The sequence below is a fragment of the Agathobacter sp. genome (assembly GCF_977054825.1).
In genome coordinates this window covers 150,498-168,307 of record NZ_CDRTEH010000002.1, presented here as the reverse complement: position 1 = coordinate 168,307, position 17,810 = coordinate 150,498, and the positions used below count along the sequence as shown (strand labels likewise).

Here is a 17,810-nt window from a genome sequence, read left to right as displayed (position 1 = left end):
TGTCCTCCTTTACTCTAAGCTTAGTGCTCCATCATCTGATATATTTACATCAACACCCCACGCACTCTTAATCGCGTCCTTTGCATTGTGTGTCTGTACTGCATCAACTGTTGCCTCCAGCACAAATCTCGCCCCATCATACTCATAGGTAGTAGTAATGGTGGTAAGTCCATTATCATCAGTCTGTGATGTCTGATCCACTATTGTGGCAATATCACCGGCTATACTGATTTTGTCCGTAAAATCAGGTGAAGTCTGACCCTTTTTCAAAATAGAATTATAGTAAAATACATTTCTCTCTGTGGTCTTAGCGCTCTCATCCTCTGTCCAGCCATCGTTTGTAAAACCAATCTGTATCTTGGATGGATCAAGGTTTGCAAGCTTATCACCTGTCTCCTTGTCTGCCCAGTAATGCTGCACTGTCACTCTCACATACTCATCTATCGAGCCGCTGTTTTTGACAGCAAGCCTCTCGTCGTACTTTTTGTCGAGAATCAGCTTTTCATCTCCGGCATTTTCTAACATATCGCCAAGCAGCACTCCTGTTGCCTCGCTCCAGTCATCATCCTTATGCTTATAATCACGCCAGCTCACATCATCGCCATTCTCAGTTAAAGTGACACCGATGGATTTGATGTCAATCTGAGCCAGATAATTATCACTCATATATGTAAGAGTCGCTTTTGTAGATCCTATCGTAGATGCTGCAAGCATTATCGCAGAGGATGCTACAAGTATAATTGGAAGTTTTCTCTTCATTACTCTTCGCCCTCCTCTTTATCATATTGTGCTGTCGCATCCCATTTTGCATCAGGTGCGACACACGGATTGCCATTTTCATCATATGTGACAGGAGTACACTCCTGAACCACAACTACATTGAAGCTGGTCTTTACCTTTTCACTGACTGTGATAGCCGCAACGATTGGCTCGGTTTTGCCACCAACCTGCACTACCTGACTGTAATACCAGTAGCCATCATCGGAAAGGCTCCAGTTTGAGCCTGATGCCTGTATATCAAACTGGCTTGCTGCAATTACCTTTACCCTGACAAAACAGTCTGCTTTTCCTGTATTCTCAATCTCAATAGTTTTCTTCCAGTCCTTAAACTTCTCCTTGACATCAGTTGTAGGACCGATATCTACTGAGATACCGCCCTTTGCCGTAGCATAGGTTGTAAAATATGCCAGTGTCGGTTTAACTGAAACACCACAGACAATGAGTGTAGCAGCAAACACTGCACATACAAGAATACGATGATTTCTATTAAGTTTTTTACAAGACTCTGATAATTTTTTCATTAATTCTGCACCCATTCCCATCCGGTTCCGTCATACTCAAAATGGTTTACGACACCGGTACTATAAATCAATTTGTCGTTGTAATCGTTTGTGAAATCAACATCTGCGGTCTCACCGGCCACAATCTGTGTCTCTATGCTGTCTGAGGAGGTCACCTGATAACTGCCAGCGGCATATACCTCCTTTACAATCACCCTTGACCCTGCCGGGATATTGTCAATAACTACGCTCTTAGCTCCTGTACTGTCAAATCTGATTGACGCAATATCGGAAAACACCACATTGCCATCCCTGTCGTAGGCCTCAACATCAAATGCAAACACCGGCTCACCGAGTGCTGTATTGTATGTCTTTAATGTCTTGTTAATCTGTAAGCTTCCCATGAGCTCGGTCTGTTCAGGCTTCAGCTCGATATCGATATCATCATATATCCATGAATCTGAGCCGCTTCCTGTCATGGCAAACTCATTATTAGGAGCAGACACCAGATACGGCACAAATGTGTATCCAAATCTGGCTGAATTAGCAGACTTTGCATACACCAGATACAGTCCCGTCTTAACACCTGTGATGGTTCCCTTTCCGTTTGAGACATTTATTGTCTCGTCTGCTGTCAAAGCACCTTTGTCTGCAATGCCCGCAGCTGTCTTTGCCATCTTTTCCCAATCATCTGCGGTAGTTTTACTGCTGATATCTGATATAGATTTAGCCAACTCATCAAACTGCTTCGTTGCTGTATAGACATCATTCTCATCTACATCTGCCACTCTGTAAAGCTCTACGGGAAAATCCACAGTGTACAAATCCTCCCATGTATCAGGGATATCAACTGTTATAGAGCATTTCTTGTCAATGTCAATGTGCGTCCTTGCGAAAATGCTTCCACACGGCAGGGAAAACAGAACAATCGCTGCTATAGCTATACTGACAGCTCTTTTTATACTATTGTGCATTTTTCCTCCTTCCTGATTCTATCTGAATCTATACAATATCGTTTTACTAAGTATCTTACAAATTATAATATACAAAACCAGAAACAGAATGCCAAGCACTATGGCTTCATGTAACGGCTGTACCTGCTTTACATCCTCGACAATAAGTCCCTGTGCATCATTTGCAATCCTGTGACCTCTGATAAGAAGCCTGTGGGAATTCACACCATACGGTGTACATGTGATAAGTGTACAGTAATCCTGCCCTTCCTCAATCTTTAAGTCATTAAGCTCATCAGGCAAAACAATCCTTATCTGATCAACCTCGTAGGTCAGTGTCTCGCCAAGCACATACAGCTTAAATGTGTCACCCTCTGCCATCTGGTCAATATCCGTAAATAGCTTAGATGACGTAAGTCCCCTGTGTCCTGAAACAGCACAATGTGTGCTTGCTCCGCCAACCGGAAGCGATGTGCCCTCGATATGGCCAACACCTATCTGAAGTATTGTATTGTCTGTGCCGTGGTAAATCGGCAATGAGACATTGATGGACGGAATCTCAACATAGCCCATGACTCCTGTGCCTGATACATCAAGAAGACTTTCATACTCTGCTCTGTCTGAATCAGACATATCATATCTGTCCTGCTTGCTTAATAGCTTTTCATTGTAAGCCTCTGCCGCCTGTCTCATTTCTTCAAGCTTCTGTTCATCTGTATTGTCTACTGCATCGACATAGCTTGCAATTGCCCTTGACTGATGGAATGAATTCCAGTAATCACTCACCGTCGGATATAGCAGTAAGGACAGTCCTGCAAGAAACACTATGACAAACAAAATAGTTGATAATTTTCTTCTCATAGCACTCTCCTTACTGTTATCATTTGCATATAATTATGCCTATTGTAACTGCCACGAACCACTAAAGTGGCTCATGGCAGATATATTTTATCATAAAATGATATTATTTAACACGCTTCTTTGTTACAAGAACAATTCCGCCACCTACAACTAATATAGCACCGATTACATAAATTGCAACACGTCCGGCACCACCGGTTGAAGGAAGGACTGAGCCCTTTAAGTTCTGTACAGGTGTGCTTAAGCTGCCCTCAGCTTTATCTGCTTTAAGTGTAATATTACCGGTCACCTTATCTCCGCTTAATGAATTAAGCTCAGGAGCATCAGACTCAATTGAGTGGTCTGCTGTGATTGTGAATGCAATATCATTTGCAGTATTGTATTCATCAGGAGTCTTTGTCTCCTTAAGTACATAATCACCATCATCAAGACCGCTGAATGTGAAGACATCATTCTTATCACCGGAAATTACCGCTTTGATTTCTTTGTCTGCTTCGCCTTTAATCTTTTTATAAAGAGTGAACTCCGCACCATCGAGTGCTTTATTGTTCTCATCTACCTTGTTGATTACAACCTTGTATGTAAATACGATTACTGTATCTTCCGGAGTCTCACCTTTGTCTCCATCTCCACCATTGTTAGGGTTATTAGAGAACTCAAGCTTAACCTTATTTGGGTTTCCTTTTGAACCGATAACAGCATTCTTATTGAGAGTTGCTTTGTACTCAACTACAACCTTATCACCATTTTTAGCTTCAAATCCCTCTGCTAAAATGTTGTCACATGTAAAAGTAAGCTTTTTGCCAGCTGCGTCATAATTTGTTTTAAAGAATTCTGTAACATCCTTATCACCTAATTTGACAGTAACAGTTCCTTCATTGAAATCAAGCCCCTGTGAAAGAGTATCATCAAATTTGAGGAAATATGTCTTATATGACTGAACATTTGCAGGTAATGTGGCTGTAAGCTGGAATGGAACCACATCTCCGATATCATAATCGGCTGAATCCTGCCATTCTGTTGTATCACCTGTTGTGTCGTTTGTGTCTTTTACTTTCTTCTCAACAGAAGGTACATCTGTCTTTGGTGTGATTGTTGTATCAGCAACGATATTGAGGATATACTCAGTGTAAGCCTCGTCACCTGTTAAAGAGCTATCCTTATCCTTGATGAGATAGTAACCAGGCTCAAGTCCTGTAATCTCAGCTTTTGCATTGTCCTGTGTTACTGAAACAGAACCTGCTACTGTAGTGCTTAAAGCTGATGCAATTTTCTGTGCCTCTGCCTTAAGATCTGAAGAGTTTGTCTGCATTCCTGAAAGCTTCTCTACGTAAGCTTTTGCATCATTAGCAAGATCTGTCTTTTTGTCTGCCTTGATACCGGTACCCCAGTCAACGTTTGAAAGTGTTGTCTGTGATTTTGAAAGATCTCCCTTTAAAATCTGGTAAGCCTCATAAGTGTGGCCTGCCTTTGCCTCATTAACCGTGATGGTAAATGTTTTTTTGGCGCCTTCGCCCTCAGCAAATACTGTAACGCTCATTGCAAGTGTAAGTATCATTGCAAGAACTAAAGCAATGCTTCTTTTGATCGTTTTCATATTGCATTCTCCTTTTTATAATGTTTCATGTTTTTTATAGAAAAGTGTTATTACGGCTATTGCTATAAGCACAACTCCACTTAACATATACAACCATCTGTTACCGCTTCCACCTGTTTCCGGAAGCTCATACTCTATGAGTTTGTTTGTAATCTCAACAGTACCGGACTCTATTGCATTGGCGCTGCCCGGTGCAACGTTTGCATCGGTCTTTGACATTTGTGTACCATTTATATCCTTAAATATATATGAAACATCATAGCCTGACATACTATTGTTCTGATTTATTCCAACCTCTGTCACAAAATATTTATATGTGGTACCGGTCAGAATACCATTTTCATTTACATCCTGCAATGGCAGATTTTCAAATACATATGACCATTCACCTGCCGAATCAGCTGTCACCTCAACCGGACTGCCATACTTCTTATCATTATCAGCCGAATCCACCTGATGCAGCTGCAGAAAGATCTTTCCATCAGTCTTATCTAACGGATTATTCTTTGAATCAGTCCATTTTTTATCGACTGAGATGCTGGTGGTCGCAACTGCTACATCCTCATAATAGTATGGTGTATTTACCTTTGCCATATCACTTCCCTGTAATGAGCTGTTTTCAGCTACAACAGGATGTGCTGAGTTATCTGCACTGAAATAGAAATACTCCTTGTGTGGCTCTGCCGAGAGTATGTAACCATCCGGTGCCTTTGTCTCAACTATGTAATACTGTGTATTATACTCCAGATTGTCAGTACTCATACTGATATCAATTCTGCCGTTCTTATCGGTGGTATACTTACCTAACGGCGTATAAGAGCCATCCGGTGTGTATCCAAACAATTCAAACTCAGCGCCCTCAAGCTGCCTTCCATAATCATTCTTATCTACCTTATACAAGGTAAATGTATTGCTCTTAATTACTCCGGCAGATGATTTTGACTCTTTGTAAACTGTCCGGTTATCCTTTCTGTCTTCTCCCTTTTCGATGCCCTCAAGCTTTGCTGTATTGCTGACATCCATTATAATCGGACTATGTTCACCAGGAGTACCAATAACCTGTGCATTGACCTGATAAGTATATGTCAGCATAATGGTTTTGCCATCAGGTACATCTGCATTTATGTTTCTATATGAATAAGCACTCCTTTCATAGCTGCCATCCTGTGTACTGTAATTCCACTTACATTCATCAATCGTTTTTCCCGGCTTATATGTTCCATCGTTTTGCTTAATAGCTTCTCTAAACTTAACTGTAGCCGGCATTAAATCAATATACCATAATGTCTGAATACCATTGCCATATGTGCGTGTCGTAAATTTAAGCACATCTGTCAGCTTTAATGTATCGCTATCAGGCAGATAGTCCTTGCCATCAGGGTTTATTATAACCGTATAACGCAGCCTGTGATTATCCTCATCCCACTTGTAGTTCTTGGAAATAACCTTATCCCCCTCAGTAGGATTATCACTGCCCGATTCGTCAGGCTTTGACATGGTCTGTGTCTGATAAGCCGATCCGATTTCTTTATTTGTATTTGAAGATGCTGTGGCTGTATTCTTATAAGCCACTGTTTTACCGGCTTCAAAATTCTCAAAATCATCTATCGTGCACTTGTATACTACATATATGTGAGAGTTCTCATTCCAGCCATGTATAGTTGTATTGGCTTTATCAGGCTTTATAACCCTTGTAACCACAGTATTTGTGTTTTTATCCAGCGTAGTACCTGTTTGAATTCCATTTATAAACCAGTCGCTGCCTGATACCGTATGTGGCGTACCATCAAAGTCAGGATAACCAAAGCCCTCCTGATTAGGATATTTTAGCATTATCTTTACACTCTGCAGTGTAACACCCTCCGGAAGCTTATCAGTGATAGTATACTCTGTAGCATCAGCATCCATAAGTACATCAACGCGCCATGTGAGTGTTCCATCGCTTTCTGTGGTTTTCAAATATGTCTGACCTGTTTTACCGTTTCCATCAGTCTTTACAATCTTTGATGTCGTATGGCTATAAGATGCAGATGCACTTGAATTTAAAGCTTCGAACTTATTCACATACTCAAGCTTTCCACTTGCTGTTGTGTCGGCAGTTGTGCTGTACGTAAATACTACTTCTTTTTCACTGTTGCTTGTCGGATAATCCTTATTAAAGCTGACATTTACCGAGGTAAATCTGTAGTCATCAGATTCGGATACTTCATTAAATTTTGCTGTTTTTGAATTATTATTCTTATCCAGATATTTAACAGTAATGTCACCGATATATCCATCAAACTTTTCCTTAACCTGACTTACAAAATCATTCATCTGGGTATACGTCATGTAATGATAATTGTTCTGAGGTTTGGATGACATTGTATCAGCAATGCCAAACGCCTTAGGAAATCCCGATGCCGGAATTGTAAATTTTGCTTCCCACTTTAAAGTATACAGCCCATTATCTGTCTTTTGAGCATCAACAAGCTTCTTTGTAATATTCTGCTTTGTTTTTGGAACATTTACACTTGAAGAGCTCTTATATGACTTATCATCCTTAGTGAGAATAGCATTATTATTAAATTTCTGGTCATCAAATGTCTGCAATGCGTCTGTATAATATTTGACAGTATACTTATTACAGTTCTTATTACCATCTGTAGGATTAAATGTAACCGATGTCACCTTGCCACTGCTGTCCTCGTTAATTGTATATCCCGCACTAGGTGATATGTCAATGCCTGTAATTTTATCAAACATATCATCTGTCAGGACAGCTCCCGCAATATCCTCACAGCTTTTATTTACTGTAACCGTCCAGATAATCCGGTTATTAGTCTTATCATATTTACCGGATTTTTGTATAAGATTTTTGTAATACTTCACATAGCTGCTTGATGTATCTATGACAGTTTCTTTTGATTTTTGGTCTGTTGATTTACCGGTAACGAAATTAGTTGCCTGCCATGTAGCATTATTTCCCAAATCTCCGGCATTGGTCAGGTAATATCTGTATGTAATAGAACAGCTCTCACCTGCACTCAATTTTGGAAGCTTTGCATTAAGTGTTGCCTTTCCCGCATCTGCCGGGTCAACCTTTCCTGTCGCCTTTGCAGTATAACTACTGTCAACAGCCTGACCGTTTTTCTTTATGCTGTAGGTAAATCCGGTAGTATCAACCCTCATACCATTGCCGTTAAATTCATCTGTGATTTCGATATCATCAGGTGTACCTTTTGTAGAGGACACATCCACAGTAAACTCAACATAATAATTACCATTTTCATCAATAGCAATATTATTATTATTTGTATTGCTCTTCTTTACAGAAATATCGTAGTTTAAGGAATCATTTCCATTCCAGTGGATATTATCCTTGTCTACTGTTATTGTGACATCACCACCGATATAGATATTCACATCACCGGAATCATTGGTCTTGCCCTCACCAAAAGCTTCTACCTTTGCCCAGCCATTTATATCGCTGCTGTTACCCTCAATATAACCATCTACAAACTTGATAAGAATTGCATATGTACCATCCTCATTCTTGATATATCTGTACTGAAACTGTTCCTTATCGCCGTTGTCATCACATTTTGTCTTCCAGTAATTGCACAGCTCATCCGGAATAGTCACCGACTGATCATAGACATAATAGTAATTCTTAACAGTATTGCCATTGGCATCTACCGTATCATTCTTTCCGATTCCAAAGTCCAGCTGAACCTCAAGCTTGAACTTCTCGCCGTTCCAGTCCACCGGTTTGCCCTCACTTGACATTTTGGTATATGAGCCATTTGATTGCAGTTTTTGAAGATTAACATAGTTTTCTGTGACATTATCTATGGTAAAATCCTTCTGATTCTGATCTGCTGCTGATGCAGGTTGTATAAGTCTGTACGCAGTAATGCCCAGCACTATAACAGCCATCGATATAATAAATGTAGCAAGCTGTCTACGTCTTCTCACTCTTTTAAGCCGTTCTTTGCCGAGACGTTCCATATCCTTATCCATTCTGCATCCTCCTTTCATAGAGTTATATATAATTCATTTTACTTAATCGTTATTCAACAGCTAATATATTACACCCTTTTGGTCACACAACGGTCACACGAGACTTTAAATCGGGATTTTCTATTTTTTTACCAAAAAGTTCCAAATAACACTAATCAATTTTGCCAATTTTAGACAATGGCCAGATGGCAAATGTGATTCTGCCGACCACCTGTTCCTCTGAGACACAGCCTATAGCTGTATTTCTCGAGTCAAGTGATACGCTTCTGTTATCGCCCATCACGAAAATTTTCGACTCCGGAACCTGATAAGGCAGCTCTATATTGCAGTCTCCTAAAGCTTTTTCCTTGAGATACGGCTCATCAATCGCAATATCGTTTACATAAACCGTGCCATCCTCTGATATATTGACCCAGTCACCCGGCATCGCAATAACTCTTTTTACAAGTATCTTGTTATTGTAATAAAAAGCTATGACATCACCTGTTTTAAAGTCATGCCCCTTTGATGCCATAAGCACCTGTCCCTCCTGTAACGTCGGTGACATAGAGGTTCCGGTCACCTGCAAAATCGGAAGCCACAGGTTTGCGACCAATATTGCTGCCGCTGCCACTACCACAAGTGTTCCTACGGTATTGAAGAGTGTTGCTGCAAATTTGTTGTTATACTTCACCCTTCTTAGCTCCTGACGCAGCTCCTTTATGCCAAGATCATCGCTATAACGGTCATAGTCGTCTGTCATGATACTGCGATAGCCCGATGTATCTTCAGTCTTCTCAGCACTTTTATTCTCAACTTCTTTATTCTCAACTCTGTTTTCTTCTGAAACCTTCCTTGATATTTCCTTTTCTATATGTACAGATATATCCTCCGGCCGGTTTTCCTTTTTAGTCTGCTGATATTCCTTCTCTATTTCAATATTTTTTTCTATATCAGGAGTTATGTCTGGCGCCGGTGTTACATATTTGACCGGAATTATTTCCGCTATTTCCTGTGATATATTTTCATCAACCTTCTGTGTCTGCTTTTGTACCTGCGTTACTTTTTCAGATGAATTAACAGGTGTTTCCATCATCTGTGCCAAAAGTAAATCAAGCTTATCCTCATTGGTAAGTGGTTTCTGTTCGACATCCTTTAACTCCTTGTCTTTGCTTAAATCCACTACATCAATATTATTTTTGCTTTCTGCAACAGCTGCAGTATTGTTATGATTAATCTCTGCAACTACCTTTTTATTGTATTCAGCATCTGTGCAGCTTTTTGTCGAATTTGTGAGGTTAGCTGATTTATTCTGCTTAATTTTCTTCTGTTCTCTTTTTTTTCTTAGCTCAATGTACTTTACGGCAGCTCTTGCCAGAGCATATATTGCCTTTTTATATATTTTTTCTATCATTCTTTTGTCCAATTATCCATTTCATAACCACAAAATATTGCTTCTATATTATTTTCTTGTCAGATTATTTGAAGCCATTGATATTACGGCGGCAAATTTCTGGATTTCCTCTGTTGCTGACGTGAGTTTATTAATTGCAGCATTGATATCACCCGATGTCTTTACCTCACGCTCAAGTGTCTGAATATGTTTTTTTGTCTCGTCAAGCTCTTTTCTTAAGTGTTCAACCTCTTTACTTCTGTCTAAAAGCATCTCTAGCAGCTCACTTCTGCTAAGCTTCTTTAATTCTTTTGCTTCCATATTCACAATCTCCATATATCAAAACAACCAAAGAATAGCTTACTATATCTTTGGTTGTCATTTATTATCTGTATTATATTATAAAATTAAAATTCAAATTTCTTTGCAAAATAAGCATCAAGCTCATCAATTGCGATACGCTCCTGCTCCATTGTGTCACGGTCACGTACTGTCACACAATGGTCTTCCTCTGAGTCGAAATCATATGTCACGCAGAATGGTGTTCCGATTTCATCCTGACGACGATATCTCTTTCCGATTGTTCCTCTGTCATCATACTCACAGTTGTATGTCTTTGAAAGCTGTGCAAATACCTTTTCAGCACTTTCATTGAGCTTCTTTGACAGCGGAAGCACTCCAATCTTTACAGGTGCAAGTGCAGGATGGAAATGGAATACTGTTCTTACATCCGGCTTCTCCGGTGTACCGATATCCTCTTCGTCATAAGCTGCGCAAAGGAAGGCAAGTACTACACGGTCTGCACCGAGTGATGGCTCGATAACGTATGGCAGATATTTTTCATTCTTCTGGTCATCGAAGTATGTAAGATCCTGTCCTGAAACTTCCTGATGACGTCCGAGGTCATAATCTGTACGATCCGCAATGCCCCAAAGCTCGCCCCATCCGAATGGGAATAAGAACTCGATATCTGTAGTTCCCTTTGAATAGAAGGCTAACTCAGCAGGATCATGATCACGCAGTCTCATCTCCTCTTCCTTGATTCCGAGAGAAATGAGCCAGTCACGGCAGAAGCCTCTCCAGTACTTAAACCACTCAAGATCTGTTCCAGGCTCGCAGAAGAACTCAAGCTCCATCTGCTCGAACTCACGTGTTCTGAAGGTGAAGTTACCAGGTGTAATCTCGTTACGGAATGACTTACCAACCTGTCCGATACCGAACGGAATCTTTTTACGTGATGTACGCTGTACATTTTTAAAGTTTACAAAGATACCCTGTGCGGTCTCCGGACGAAGATATACTGTATTCTTAGCATCCTCTGTAACACCCTGGAAGGTCTTGAACATGAGGTTGAACTGTCTGATATCTGTGAAATTGTGCTTGCCGCATGATGGACATGGAACATTGTGCTCCTTGATGAAATCTACCATCTGCTCGTTTGTCCAGCCATCAACTGATGTCTCAAGCTCAATACCATTGTCCTGCGCAAAATCCTCGATGATTTTGTCGGCTCTGAATCGCTCGTGGCACTCCTTACAATCCATAAGCGGATCTGAGAAGCCGCCGAGATGTCCTGATGCAACCCATGTCTGAGGATTCATGAGGATGGCACAGTCCACACCTACATTATAAGGATTCTCCTGGATAAATTTCTTCCACCATGCTCTTTTTACGTTGTTTTTAAGCTCTACGCCCAGGTTTCCATAATCCCATGTATTTGCAAGACCTCCGTAAATTTCTGAGCCCGGATATACAAATCCTCTTGCTTTTGCTACCTGTACGATTTTGTCCATGGTCTTTTCCATAATTCTTGTTTCCTCTCTATCTTACTTATGATTTATTTGTATTCGTAACTATTCAGTACCTTCACAGCTGCAAGCTGCAGGCGCATTTGAATCAGCTGTACTGAATAGTTACTTGTATTCTTAATTATAATTAAATAACAATTCACGCCTTAATCTACTTATATATAACATATGTGATATATGATACCGGCACAGAATTATCCTCCCCGCTGTCAAAGTCGAATGTAACCTCGTTATCTTCCTTGACCGAGTTTAATATATCATCATCGCTGACACTGTCATCCGCTCCGTTTTCCGTTCCTTCCGTCGCATCGGATTTTACTGCTTCCATGCCCTCCGTGGCACTCTCTGTCCCTTTAGTCTGTGATGCAAGCAGGCTGTACTTGTCACCAATCGCAACTGTATTGTCATCTACAAGCTTTACATTGTCGACAGATGCATACAATATTTTCCCTTTCACGTGCAAATTTGAGTTGCCTTCGTAAACAACGACCCTGTAGCCGGTTTCATCCAGAAACTCAGATGATTCACATTTCTTTGCCTTGCCATCATCTATCGCTGCGAAACCGGTCTTGAAGTCATATCCGGCTGCCAGAGCCTCCGCAATCGTCCCTGAAAAAAGCTTTGTCCCATTGAAATCAGTATATTCGTCGGTTGACGCATAGCTCATGGTAAGAGATGCCTTCTTTTTCTCGACAGTCAGCTTTTTGAGCTTGATCGAACCGTCATTCTTCTTATTGTAGTCGTCTATTGACTTGTCCACATAGCTTTGTAAGTCATCCTGCTTGTATGTAGCTGTATCAAAGTCCTCGACATCTGTAGATACCACACTGCCGTTTTTTGCAACAAACACCGTGCTGTCCTTGGTATAATAATATGTACCGCACCCGGCAAGCAAACAGCATGTCGCAATAACAGGCAACAGCATTGATAGCTTTTTATTCATAGCTGCCTCCTAAAATATAATCTATGATATTATACCCTTTTGTATATATGATTTCAAGTATCATATTTTAAAGGGCAACGACATGCATAGTATCTATTAATTATTTCATGATTTAATTTCATGCTTTAATTTATCACAGAAAAGCTGCTGATTTAAAATCATGATGCACATAGATTGAAAGATATTCCTTCATTATGCTTCTCAGCTCCTCAAGCACATCGTCTGACACTGCAAATGTGTACAGCTTCGTGATATCAGCTGAAACAATATACTGCATGGTATAGAGTGTATCACTTAGTATATGCCTGCCCTGCACCTGCGTGCCACAGCTATCGCAAAACACGCCTCCGCGTCTTGCCGAAAAGACATTAAGTCCTTCCCTTGAATGACAGTGTATACATGAAAACAGCGATGGACCCTCGCCATTTATCGTAATAGCTTTAAGCTCAAAAACAGCCCTGACCAGCTCATTCTTATATGCCGGTGATTCAAGAGCCCGGAGTGATTGATAAAGGAGCTTTAACATATCCTTCTCGTCATTGTTCTCCTGACAAAAATATCCGCAGAACTCCAGAAAGTAAAACCCGGTGTATACTGCTTCCAAATCCTGTGTCAGCTCCCTGAAATAGTTGCTGATTGTGACCTTTGAAAGAGAATATGCGCTTTTACCCTCAAACAGCTCAAACTCACCGAACGAAAATGGATTGCTTCCTGCCATAAGCTGGCTGTTTGGACGTCTTGCGCCCCTTGCAAAGGCTGTGATTTTTCCTCGTTCCTTTGTGAGAATCGTTATTCTTTTGTCAAAATCCCCTACCGGCATGGCTGAAAGCACCATACCGGTCAACACTACACTCTGTGACATCTTAATCTTACTTTCAAAATACTATTCTTCCTCTTTGTATCCAAAGTTCTTGATGAGGAAGTCGCTGTCTCTCCAATCCTTCTTTACCTTGACCCATAGCTTCAGATTCACCTTACAGTCGAGCAGTCTTTCCATCTCATAGCGCGCATTGGTGCCGATTTTTTTAAGCATGCTGCCCTGCTTTCCTATAATGATTCCCTTATGGGAGTCTCGCTCGCAGACAATTGTGGCATCCATATCTATAATAGAACCACTCTTTGTCTTTCTTGTCTTCATGCGGTCAATTCCTACTGCAATGCCATGCGGCACCTCGTCATTCAGAGCATGGAGCGCTTTTTCCCTGATAATCTCAGCACAGATTGCACGCTCCGGCTGATCTGTGATGGTGTCCTCATCATAGAACTGCGGGCCATAAGGCAAATACTTAAATATAGAATTAATAACATCATCCGTATTCTGCCCTCTTAAGGCTGACGTAGGAATAATCTCTGCAAAGTCGTATACCTTGCGGTAGGTGTCTATATACTCAAGCACCTTTTCCTTTTCCACTGTATCCACCTTGTTGATAATCAATATAACAGGTGTATTGACCTTTTTGAGTTGCTCTATGATATGCTGCTCTCCCGCTCCGATAAAGTTGGTCGGTTCCACAAGCCACAGCACAACATCCACCTCATTTAATGTCTTTTCCGCCACATTGACCATATACTCGCCCAGCTTGTTTTTGGCCTTGTGTATGCCCGGAGTATCAAGGAACACTATCTGTCCCTTTTCCATATCCGTGTATACTGTCTGGATGCGGTTTCTTGTGGTCTGAGGCTTGTTTGATGTGATGGCAATTTTCTGACCGATAAGCCTGTTCATCAGTGTTGATTTGCCCACGTTTGGTCTACCGATTATTGTAACAAAACCCGATTTAAAATTCTGTATCATTTTTCCTCCTATGTGAATCTGTATTTATAAGGATATGAGGGTCAAAAGGTATTTTGCCCCTCATTTATGATTAATCAGATTACTACATGCTACGCATTCCCGTAATCTGACTCCACCTCGAAATCCGCTAATTTGCTGCATTTGGGCAGCAAATTGCTACTTTCTCGGTGTAGTGCGGGTCACTAAGGTATACATCGAATTGCATGCAAGCATGCATCGATGATACCTTGTGACCCTTTAATCATATAAGCTTTTCAACATTCTCAAAGAGCCCTGCCGACTCTTTAATCATATTTTCATTGCCGATGACACATATACTGTCCTTCTTAAGTACTGCCTCTACAAGGTCTGCAAGCCTTCTGATATCCTCCGGCTGTGCATTTAATATCTCATTTCTCTCCTTTTGAATCTGCTCGTAGGTAATACCCTCGAGATATGCAGACAGTGATCTGCTTCCCTTTGCTTCCGGATTCATAGGCGTATCAAGTGCACTGAAGGTACCGATAATATACTTGGTCATATCCCTCTCATCAGGTGAAAAGCTCTTTATATACTCAGGTATCCTGTCATAGACATCAAGTGTGTCTGAAAGGTTAGGGTCTCTATATGAGACAAAGTAGCTCTCTCCGCTTCTAAGGAATGTATTCATGCAGCCGTAAGCACCACCCTTTACCCTGACATTTATCCAGAGATAATCATAGCTTAAGATGATACGCAGCAGTCTCAGTGCTCCGGTGTATTCATAGCCCTCACAGATGAAATCACCTGTTTTTGCAACATATTGTATCTGGGATGCATCAATAAATGCTTCCTTTGCTGTATTAAAATGGACCTCTGCCTGATTGCCTACAGCACTCATTTTATTAAATCCAGTTATAACTTTTTTCAACGAAGGCTTTGCATTGCCGTAAGCCTCGTTATTTCCGGTAAAGCTGATAAGCATTCTGTTTCTTGCAAACAGCTTTTTGGCTATTGCAGCAAGCTTATCTGACACACTCTTTGGTGACTCGGAAAGCTCCTTTTCTATGCGGCATATAGAGCGGTAAAAAGCAATACCCTTTAGTTCGTCCTGATAAAGTGCATAGCGCGAGAAGCTCGACATGCTTCGCATAGCCGCAACCAAATGACCGGAACTGCTAAGGTTAGCCTGAAGCCTTGCCTTAATCTGCGCTACAATCTCGCCCAGTCTCTTTGTATCGGTAAAATCAGATGTAAGAAGCATCTGCTCCATAAGCTCAAGTGCCTTGTCAAGATTTTTCTCCAATACCTTCAGCTTCACCTCAAACTTAAAAACAAAATTATTTCTATCCTTAATATCCGGGTGGCTTGCAGTACCTGTGCTGATTCCGCCGGTATATATATTGGTCGCATTGGCTAAATCGGTATAGCTGTAATTTTCGGTACTCACCAATCCGAGTGCGTTTGTGAAAAAGCCAAGATAGCCAAGCTCGCTCTGTGCAAAATCACCTGCATCAAATAAAAATGATATATAATCAATACCGTTTGACTCTATGTCATGGCGCACAACCTTTACATCTGAAAGTGTGTCCTCAATGTTTGAAAAAGGCATAGCCTCCTTTTTCATGTCAGCTCTTGTAAGCATCGGAAGCTTACGCAGATCCTCATCTGACGAAGGCTCCTCCTGATATTTCTTTAAATGCTCTGTCTCCTCAATCAGCTTGTCAATCTCTTCATCCGAAAGAGATGCCTTGTAATCGGAAAGCTCCTTTGCCAAAGCTTCCTCCCTCTCATTGCCAAGTCCACGCTTTGGCTTAACAGTAACAGATGAACCATGGGTATTGTCAAGCAGATATTCCTGTATAAGCTTTTCAAAATAATCCGTATCAACAGCCCTTCTAAGCTTGGCAAATGTATCAAGACACTCCAGATGTATAAAAGGCTTCATATCATCAAACAGCCAGCTGTCTAAGCAGTTTAACCCAAAAAGAAGTCCCTTAGGGAACTGTCCGAAGTCAGCCTCCCTGAACTTAAACTCACTGCTGTTGATTCCCGCAAGCAACGCTTCTTTATTAATTCCTGTTTTAACAACCTCTTTAAGAGTGTTTTCTATAATGCTTTCAAACTCATCCGCCTGAGATGCATTGGCATTCTTTGCCACAAACGAGAACACCGGCTGCAGAATGCCCGCATCATATGAGCCATACACATCATCACCGATTCCCGCATCTATCAATGCCTGCTTCACCGGTGCTCCCGGTGAGCTGACAAGTGCATAGTCAAGCACATCAAATGCCTGATAGAGCATCTCATCAAGCGAATCCCCTACCACACGGTTATAAGATAGATAGGTCTTATTTTCCTGTGAATCATCCATGGTAATTGAATACTGTGCCTCAACATTCTTTATTTCATCAAATGCAGGCTGTTTATTAATTTCTGAATTAACTTTTTTATAATCATACAGGCTCAGATATTCCTTATCCAGCCACTCAAGTCTCTCGACAACATCCATATCACCATACAGATAAATGTATGAATTGGATGGATGATAATACTTGTGATAGAAGTCCAGATATGCTTCATACGTAAGCTTAGGAATATACTCCGGATTGCCGCCTGAATCCTTGCTGTAGGTATTGTCAGGGAAAAGCGAGCGGTAAATCTGGCTTGAAAGCACCTCGTCAGGCGATGAGTATGCTCCCTTCATCTCATTGTACACCACTCCGTTTATCTTAAGCTCATCATCCTTGCCTGTAAGCTCGTAGTGCCAGCCCTCCTGCTTGAAAATCTCCTCGTACTTTGTGATATTCGGATTAAACACTGCATCCAGATACACATCCATGAGATTCTTAAAATCCTGATCATTGCAGCTGGCGACAGGATAAACTGTCTTGTCAGGGTATGTCATGGCATTTAAAAATGTATTGAGCGAGCCCTTTGCCAGCTCGATGAAGGGATCCTTTACAGGGAACTTCTTTGAACCGCAGAGTGTGGTATGCTCAATAATATGCGGTACACCCGTCTCATCCTCCGGCGGAGTCCTGAAGCCTATATAAAAGACCTTGTTATCATCATTATTTGATAAAATGGCAATCCTTGCACCACTTTTTTTGTGTCTCAGAATGAATCCGTCCGACTGGACATCCTCCACTCTGTGCTCATCTAAAATCTCGTATTCAGCCAAATCGTGAATTGTCATCAATTATTCCTCCTAAAATGCGATGATGATAGTATACCA

General features: G+C 41.0%; 13 protein-coding genes. All 13 read right to left on the bottom strand.

The features are described from left to right. Window positions 1–9 precede the first annotated feature (9 nt). Window positions 10–759, bottom strand: coding sequence for a hypothetical protein (locus ACW6PM_RS02910; protein ID WP_456056170.1), 750 nt, complete (start codon window positions 757–759; stop codon window positions 10–12). Further along, the gene (locus ACW6PM_RS02905) at window positions 759–1,301 is read right to left on the bottom strand and encodes a hypothetical protein (RefSeq protein ID WP_456056169.1); all 543 of its coding nucleotides are present in this window, start codon (window positions 1,299–1,301) and stop codon (window positions 759–761) included. The genes ACW6PM_RS02910 and ACW6PM_RS02905 overlap by 1 nt, the downstream gene beginning before the upstream one ends. After that, window positions 1,301–2,254, bottom strand: a complete 954-nt coding sequence (locus ACW6PM_RS02900; protein ID WP_456056168.1) for a DUF5979 domain-containing protein — start codon at window positions 2,252–2,254, stop codon at window positions 1,301–1,303. The genes ACW6PM_RS02905 and ACW6PM_RS02900 overlap by 1 nt, the downstream gene beginning before the upstream one ends. Window positions 2,255–2,272: 18 nt before the next feature. Next, window positions 2,273–3,094 carry a class C sortase gene (locus tag ACW6PM_RS02895; protein WP_117689625.1) on the bottom strand — a complete coding sequence of 274 codons (822 nt, stop codon included), beginning with the start codon at window positions 3,092–3,094 and terminating at the stop codon, window positions 2,273–2,275. A gap of 103 nt (window positions 3,095–3,197) precedes the next feature. Then, window positions 3,198–4,691, bottom strand: coding sequence for a SpaH/EbpB family LPXTG-anchored major pilin (locus ACW6PM_RS02890; RefSeq protein ID WP_456056167.1), 1,494 nt, complete (start codon window positions 4,689–4,691; stop codon window positions 3,198–3,200). A 15-nt stretch (window positions 4,692–4,706) separates the two neighbouring features. After that, window positions 4,707–8,693, bottom strand: coding sequence for a SpaA isopeptide-forming pilin-related protein (locus ACW6PM_RS02885; RefSeq protein WP_456056166.1), 3,987 nt, complete (start codon window positions 8,691–8,693; stop codon window positions 4,707–4,709). A gap of 151 nt (window positions 8,694–8,844) precedes the next feature. Next, window positions 8,845–10,086: a signal peptidase I gene (gene lepB / locus ACW6PM_RS02880; RefSeq protein WP_456056165.1), complete on the bottom strand. Its 1,242-nt coding sequence runs from the start codon at window positions 10,084–10,086 to the stop codon at window positions 8,845–8,847. Window positions 10,087–10,134: 48 nt separating this feature from the next. Further along, entirely contained in the window at window positions 10,135–10,386 is a 252-nt protein-coding gene (locus ACW6PM_RS02875; RefSeq protein WP_015516470.1) for a hypothetical protein, read from the bottom strand. An 86-nt stretch (window positions 10,387–10,472) separates the two neighbouring features. Next, the gene (locus ACW6PM_RS02870) at window positions 10,473–11,870 is read right to left on the bottom strand and encodes a glycine--tRNA ligase (RefSeq protein WP_055061699.1); all 1,398 of its coding nucleotides are present in this window, start codon (window positions 11,868–11,870) and stop codon (window positions 10,473–10,475) included. 154 nt (window positions 11,871–12,024) lie between these two features. Continuing rightward, a complete protein-coding gene (locus ACW6PM_RS02865) occupies window positions 12,025–12,816 on the bottom strand; it encodes a hypothetical protein (RefSeq protein WP_456056164.1) in 792 nt (263 codons plus the stop codon). A gap of 133 nt (window positions 12,817–12,949) precedes the next feature. After that, complete coding sequence (recO, locus tag ACW6PM_RS02860) at window positions 12,950–13,678, bottom strand: DNA repair protein RecO (RefSeq protein WP_109257124.1); 729 nt, start codon at window positions 13,676–13,678, stop codon at window positions 12,950–12,952. A gap of 21 nt (window positions 13,679–13,699) precedes the next feature. Then, window positions 13,700–14,611 carry a GTPase Era gene (gene era / locus ACW6PM_RS02855; protein ID WP_015516474.1) on the bottom strand — a complete coding sequence of 304 codons (912 nt, stop codon included), beginning with the start codon at window positions 14,609–14,611 and terminating at the stop codon, window positions 13,700–13,702. A 241-nt stretch (window positions 14,612–14,852) separates the two neighbouring features. After that, a complete protein-coding gene (locus ACW6PM_RS02850) occupies window positions 14,853–17,771 on the bottom strand; it encodes an insulinase family protein (RefSeq protein ID WP_456056163.1) in 2,919 nt (972 codons plus the stop codon). Between the last annotated feature and the right edge of the window lie 39 nt (window positions 17,772–17,810).

What these genes read in the sequence shown, in the direction of transcription:
- ACW6PM_RS02890 (WP_456056167.1), bottom strand. Translation starts at nt 4,691, where the DNA reads ATGAAAACGATCAAAAGAAGCATTGCTTTAGTTCTTGCAATGATACTT.
- recO (WP_109257124.1), bottom strand. Translation starts at nt 13,678, where the DNA reads ATGTCACAGAGTGTAGTGTTGACCGGTATGGTGCTTTCAGCCATGCCG.
- lepB (WP_456056165.1), bottom strand. Translation starts at nt 10,086, where the DNA reads ATGATAGAAAAAATATATAAAAAGGCAATATATGCTCTGGCAAGAGCT.
- ACW6PM_RS02905 (WP_456056169.1), bottom strand. Translation starts at nt 1,301, where the DNA reads ATGAAAAAATTATCAGAGTCTTGTAAAAAACTTAATAGAAATCATCGT.
- era (WP_015516474.1), bottom strand. Translation starts at nt 14,611, where the DNA reads ATGATACAGAATTTTAAATCGGGTTTTGTTACAATAATCGGTAGACCA.
- ACW6PM_RS02885 (WP_456056166.1), bottom strand. Translation starts at nt 8,693, where the DNA reads ATGGATAAGGATATGGAACGTCTCGGCAAAGAACGGCTTAAAAGAGTG.
- ACW6PM_RS02850 (WP_456056163.1), bottom strand. Translation starts at nt 17,771, where the DNA reads ATGACAATTCACGATTTGGCTGAATACGAGATTTTAGATGAGCACAGA.
- ACW6PM_RS02910 (WP_456056170.1), bottom strand. Translation starts at nt 759, where the DNA reads ATGAAGAGAAAACTTCCAATTATACTTGTAGCATCCTCTGCGATAATG.
- ACW6PM_RS02900 (WP_456056168.1), bottom strand. Translation starts at nt 2,254, where the DNA reads ATGCACAATAGTATAAAAAGAGCTGTCAGTATAGCTATAGCAGCGATT.
- ACW6PM_RS02870 (WP_055061699.1), bottom strand. Translation starts at nt 11,870, where the DNA reads ATGGAAAAGACCATGGACAAAATCGTACAGGTAGCAAAAGCAAGAGGA.
- ACW6PM_RS02865 (WP_456056164.1), bottom strand. Translation starts at nt 12,816, where the DNA reads ATGAATAAAAAGCTATCAATGCTGTTGCCTGTTATTGCGACATGCTGT.
- ACW6PM_RS02875 (WP_015516470.1), bottom strand. Translation starts at nt 10,386, where the DNA reads ATGGAAGCAAAAGAATTAAAGAAGCTTAGCAGAAGTGAGCTGCTAGAG.
- ACW6PM_RS02895 (WP_117689625.1), bottom strand. Translation starts at nt 3,094, where the DNA reads ATGAGAAGAAAATTATCAACTATTTTGTTTGTCATAGTGTTTCTTGCA.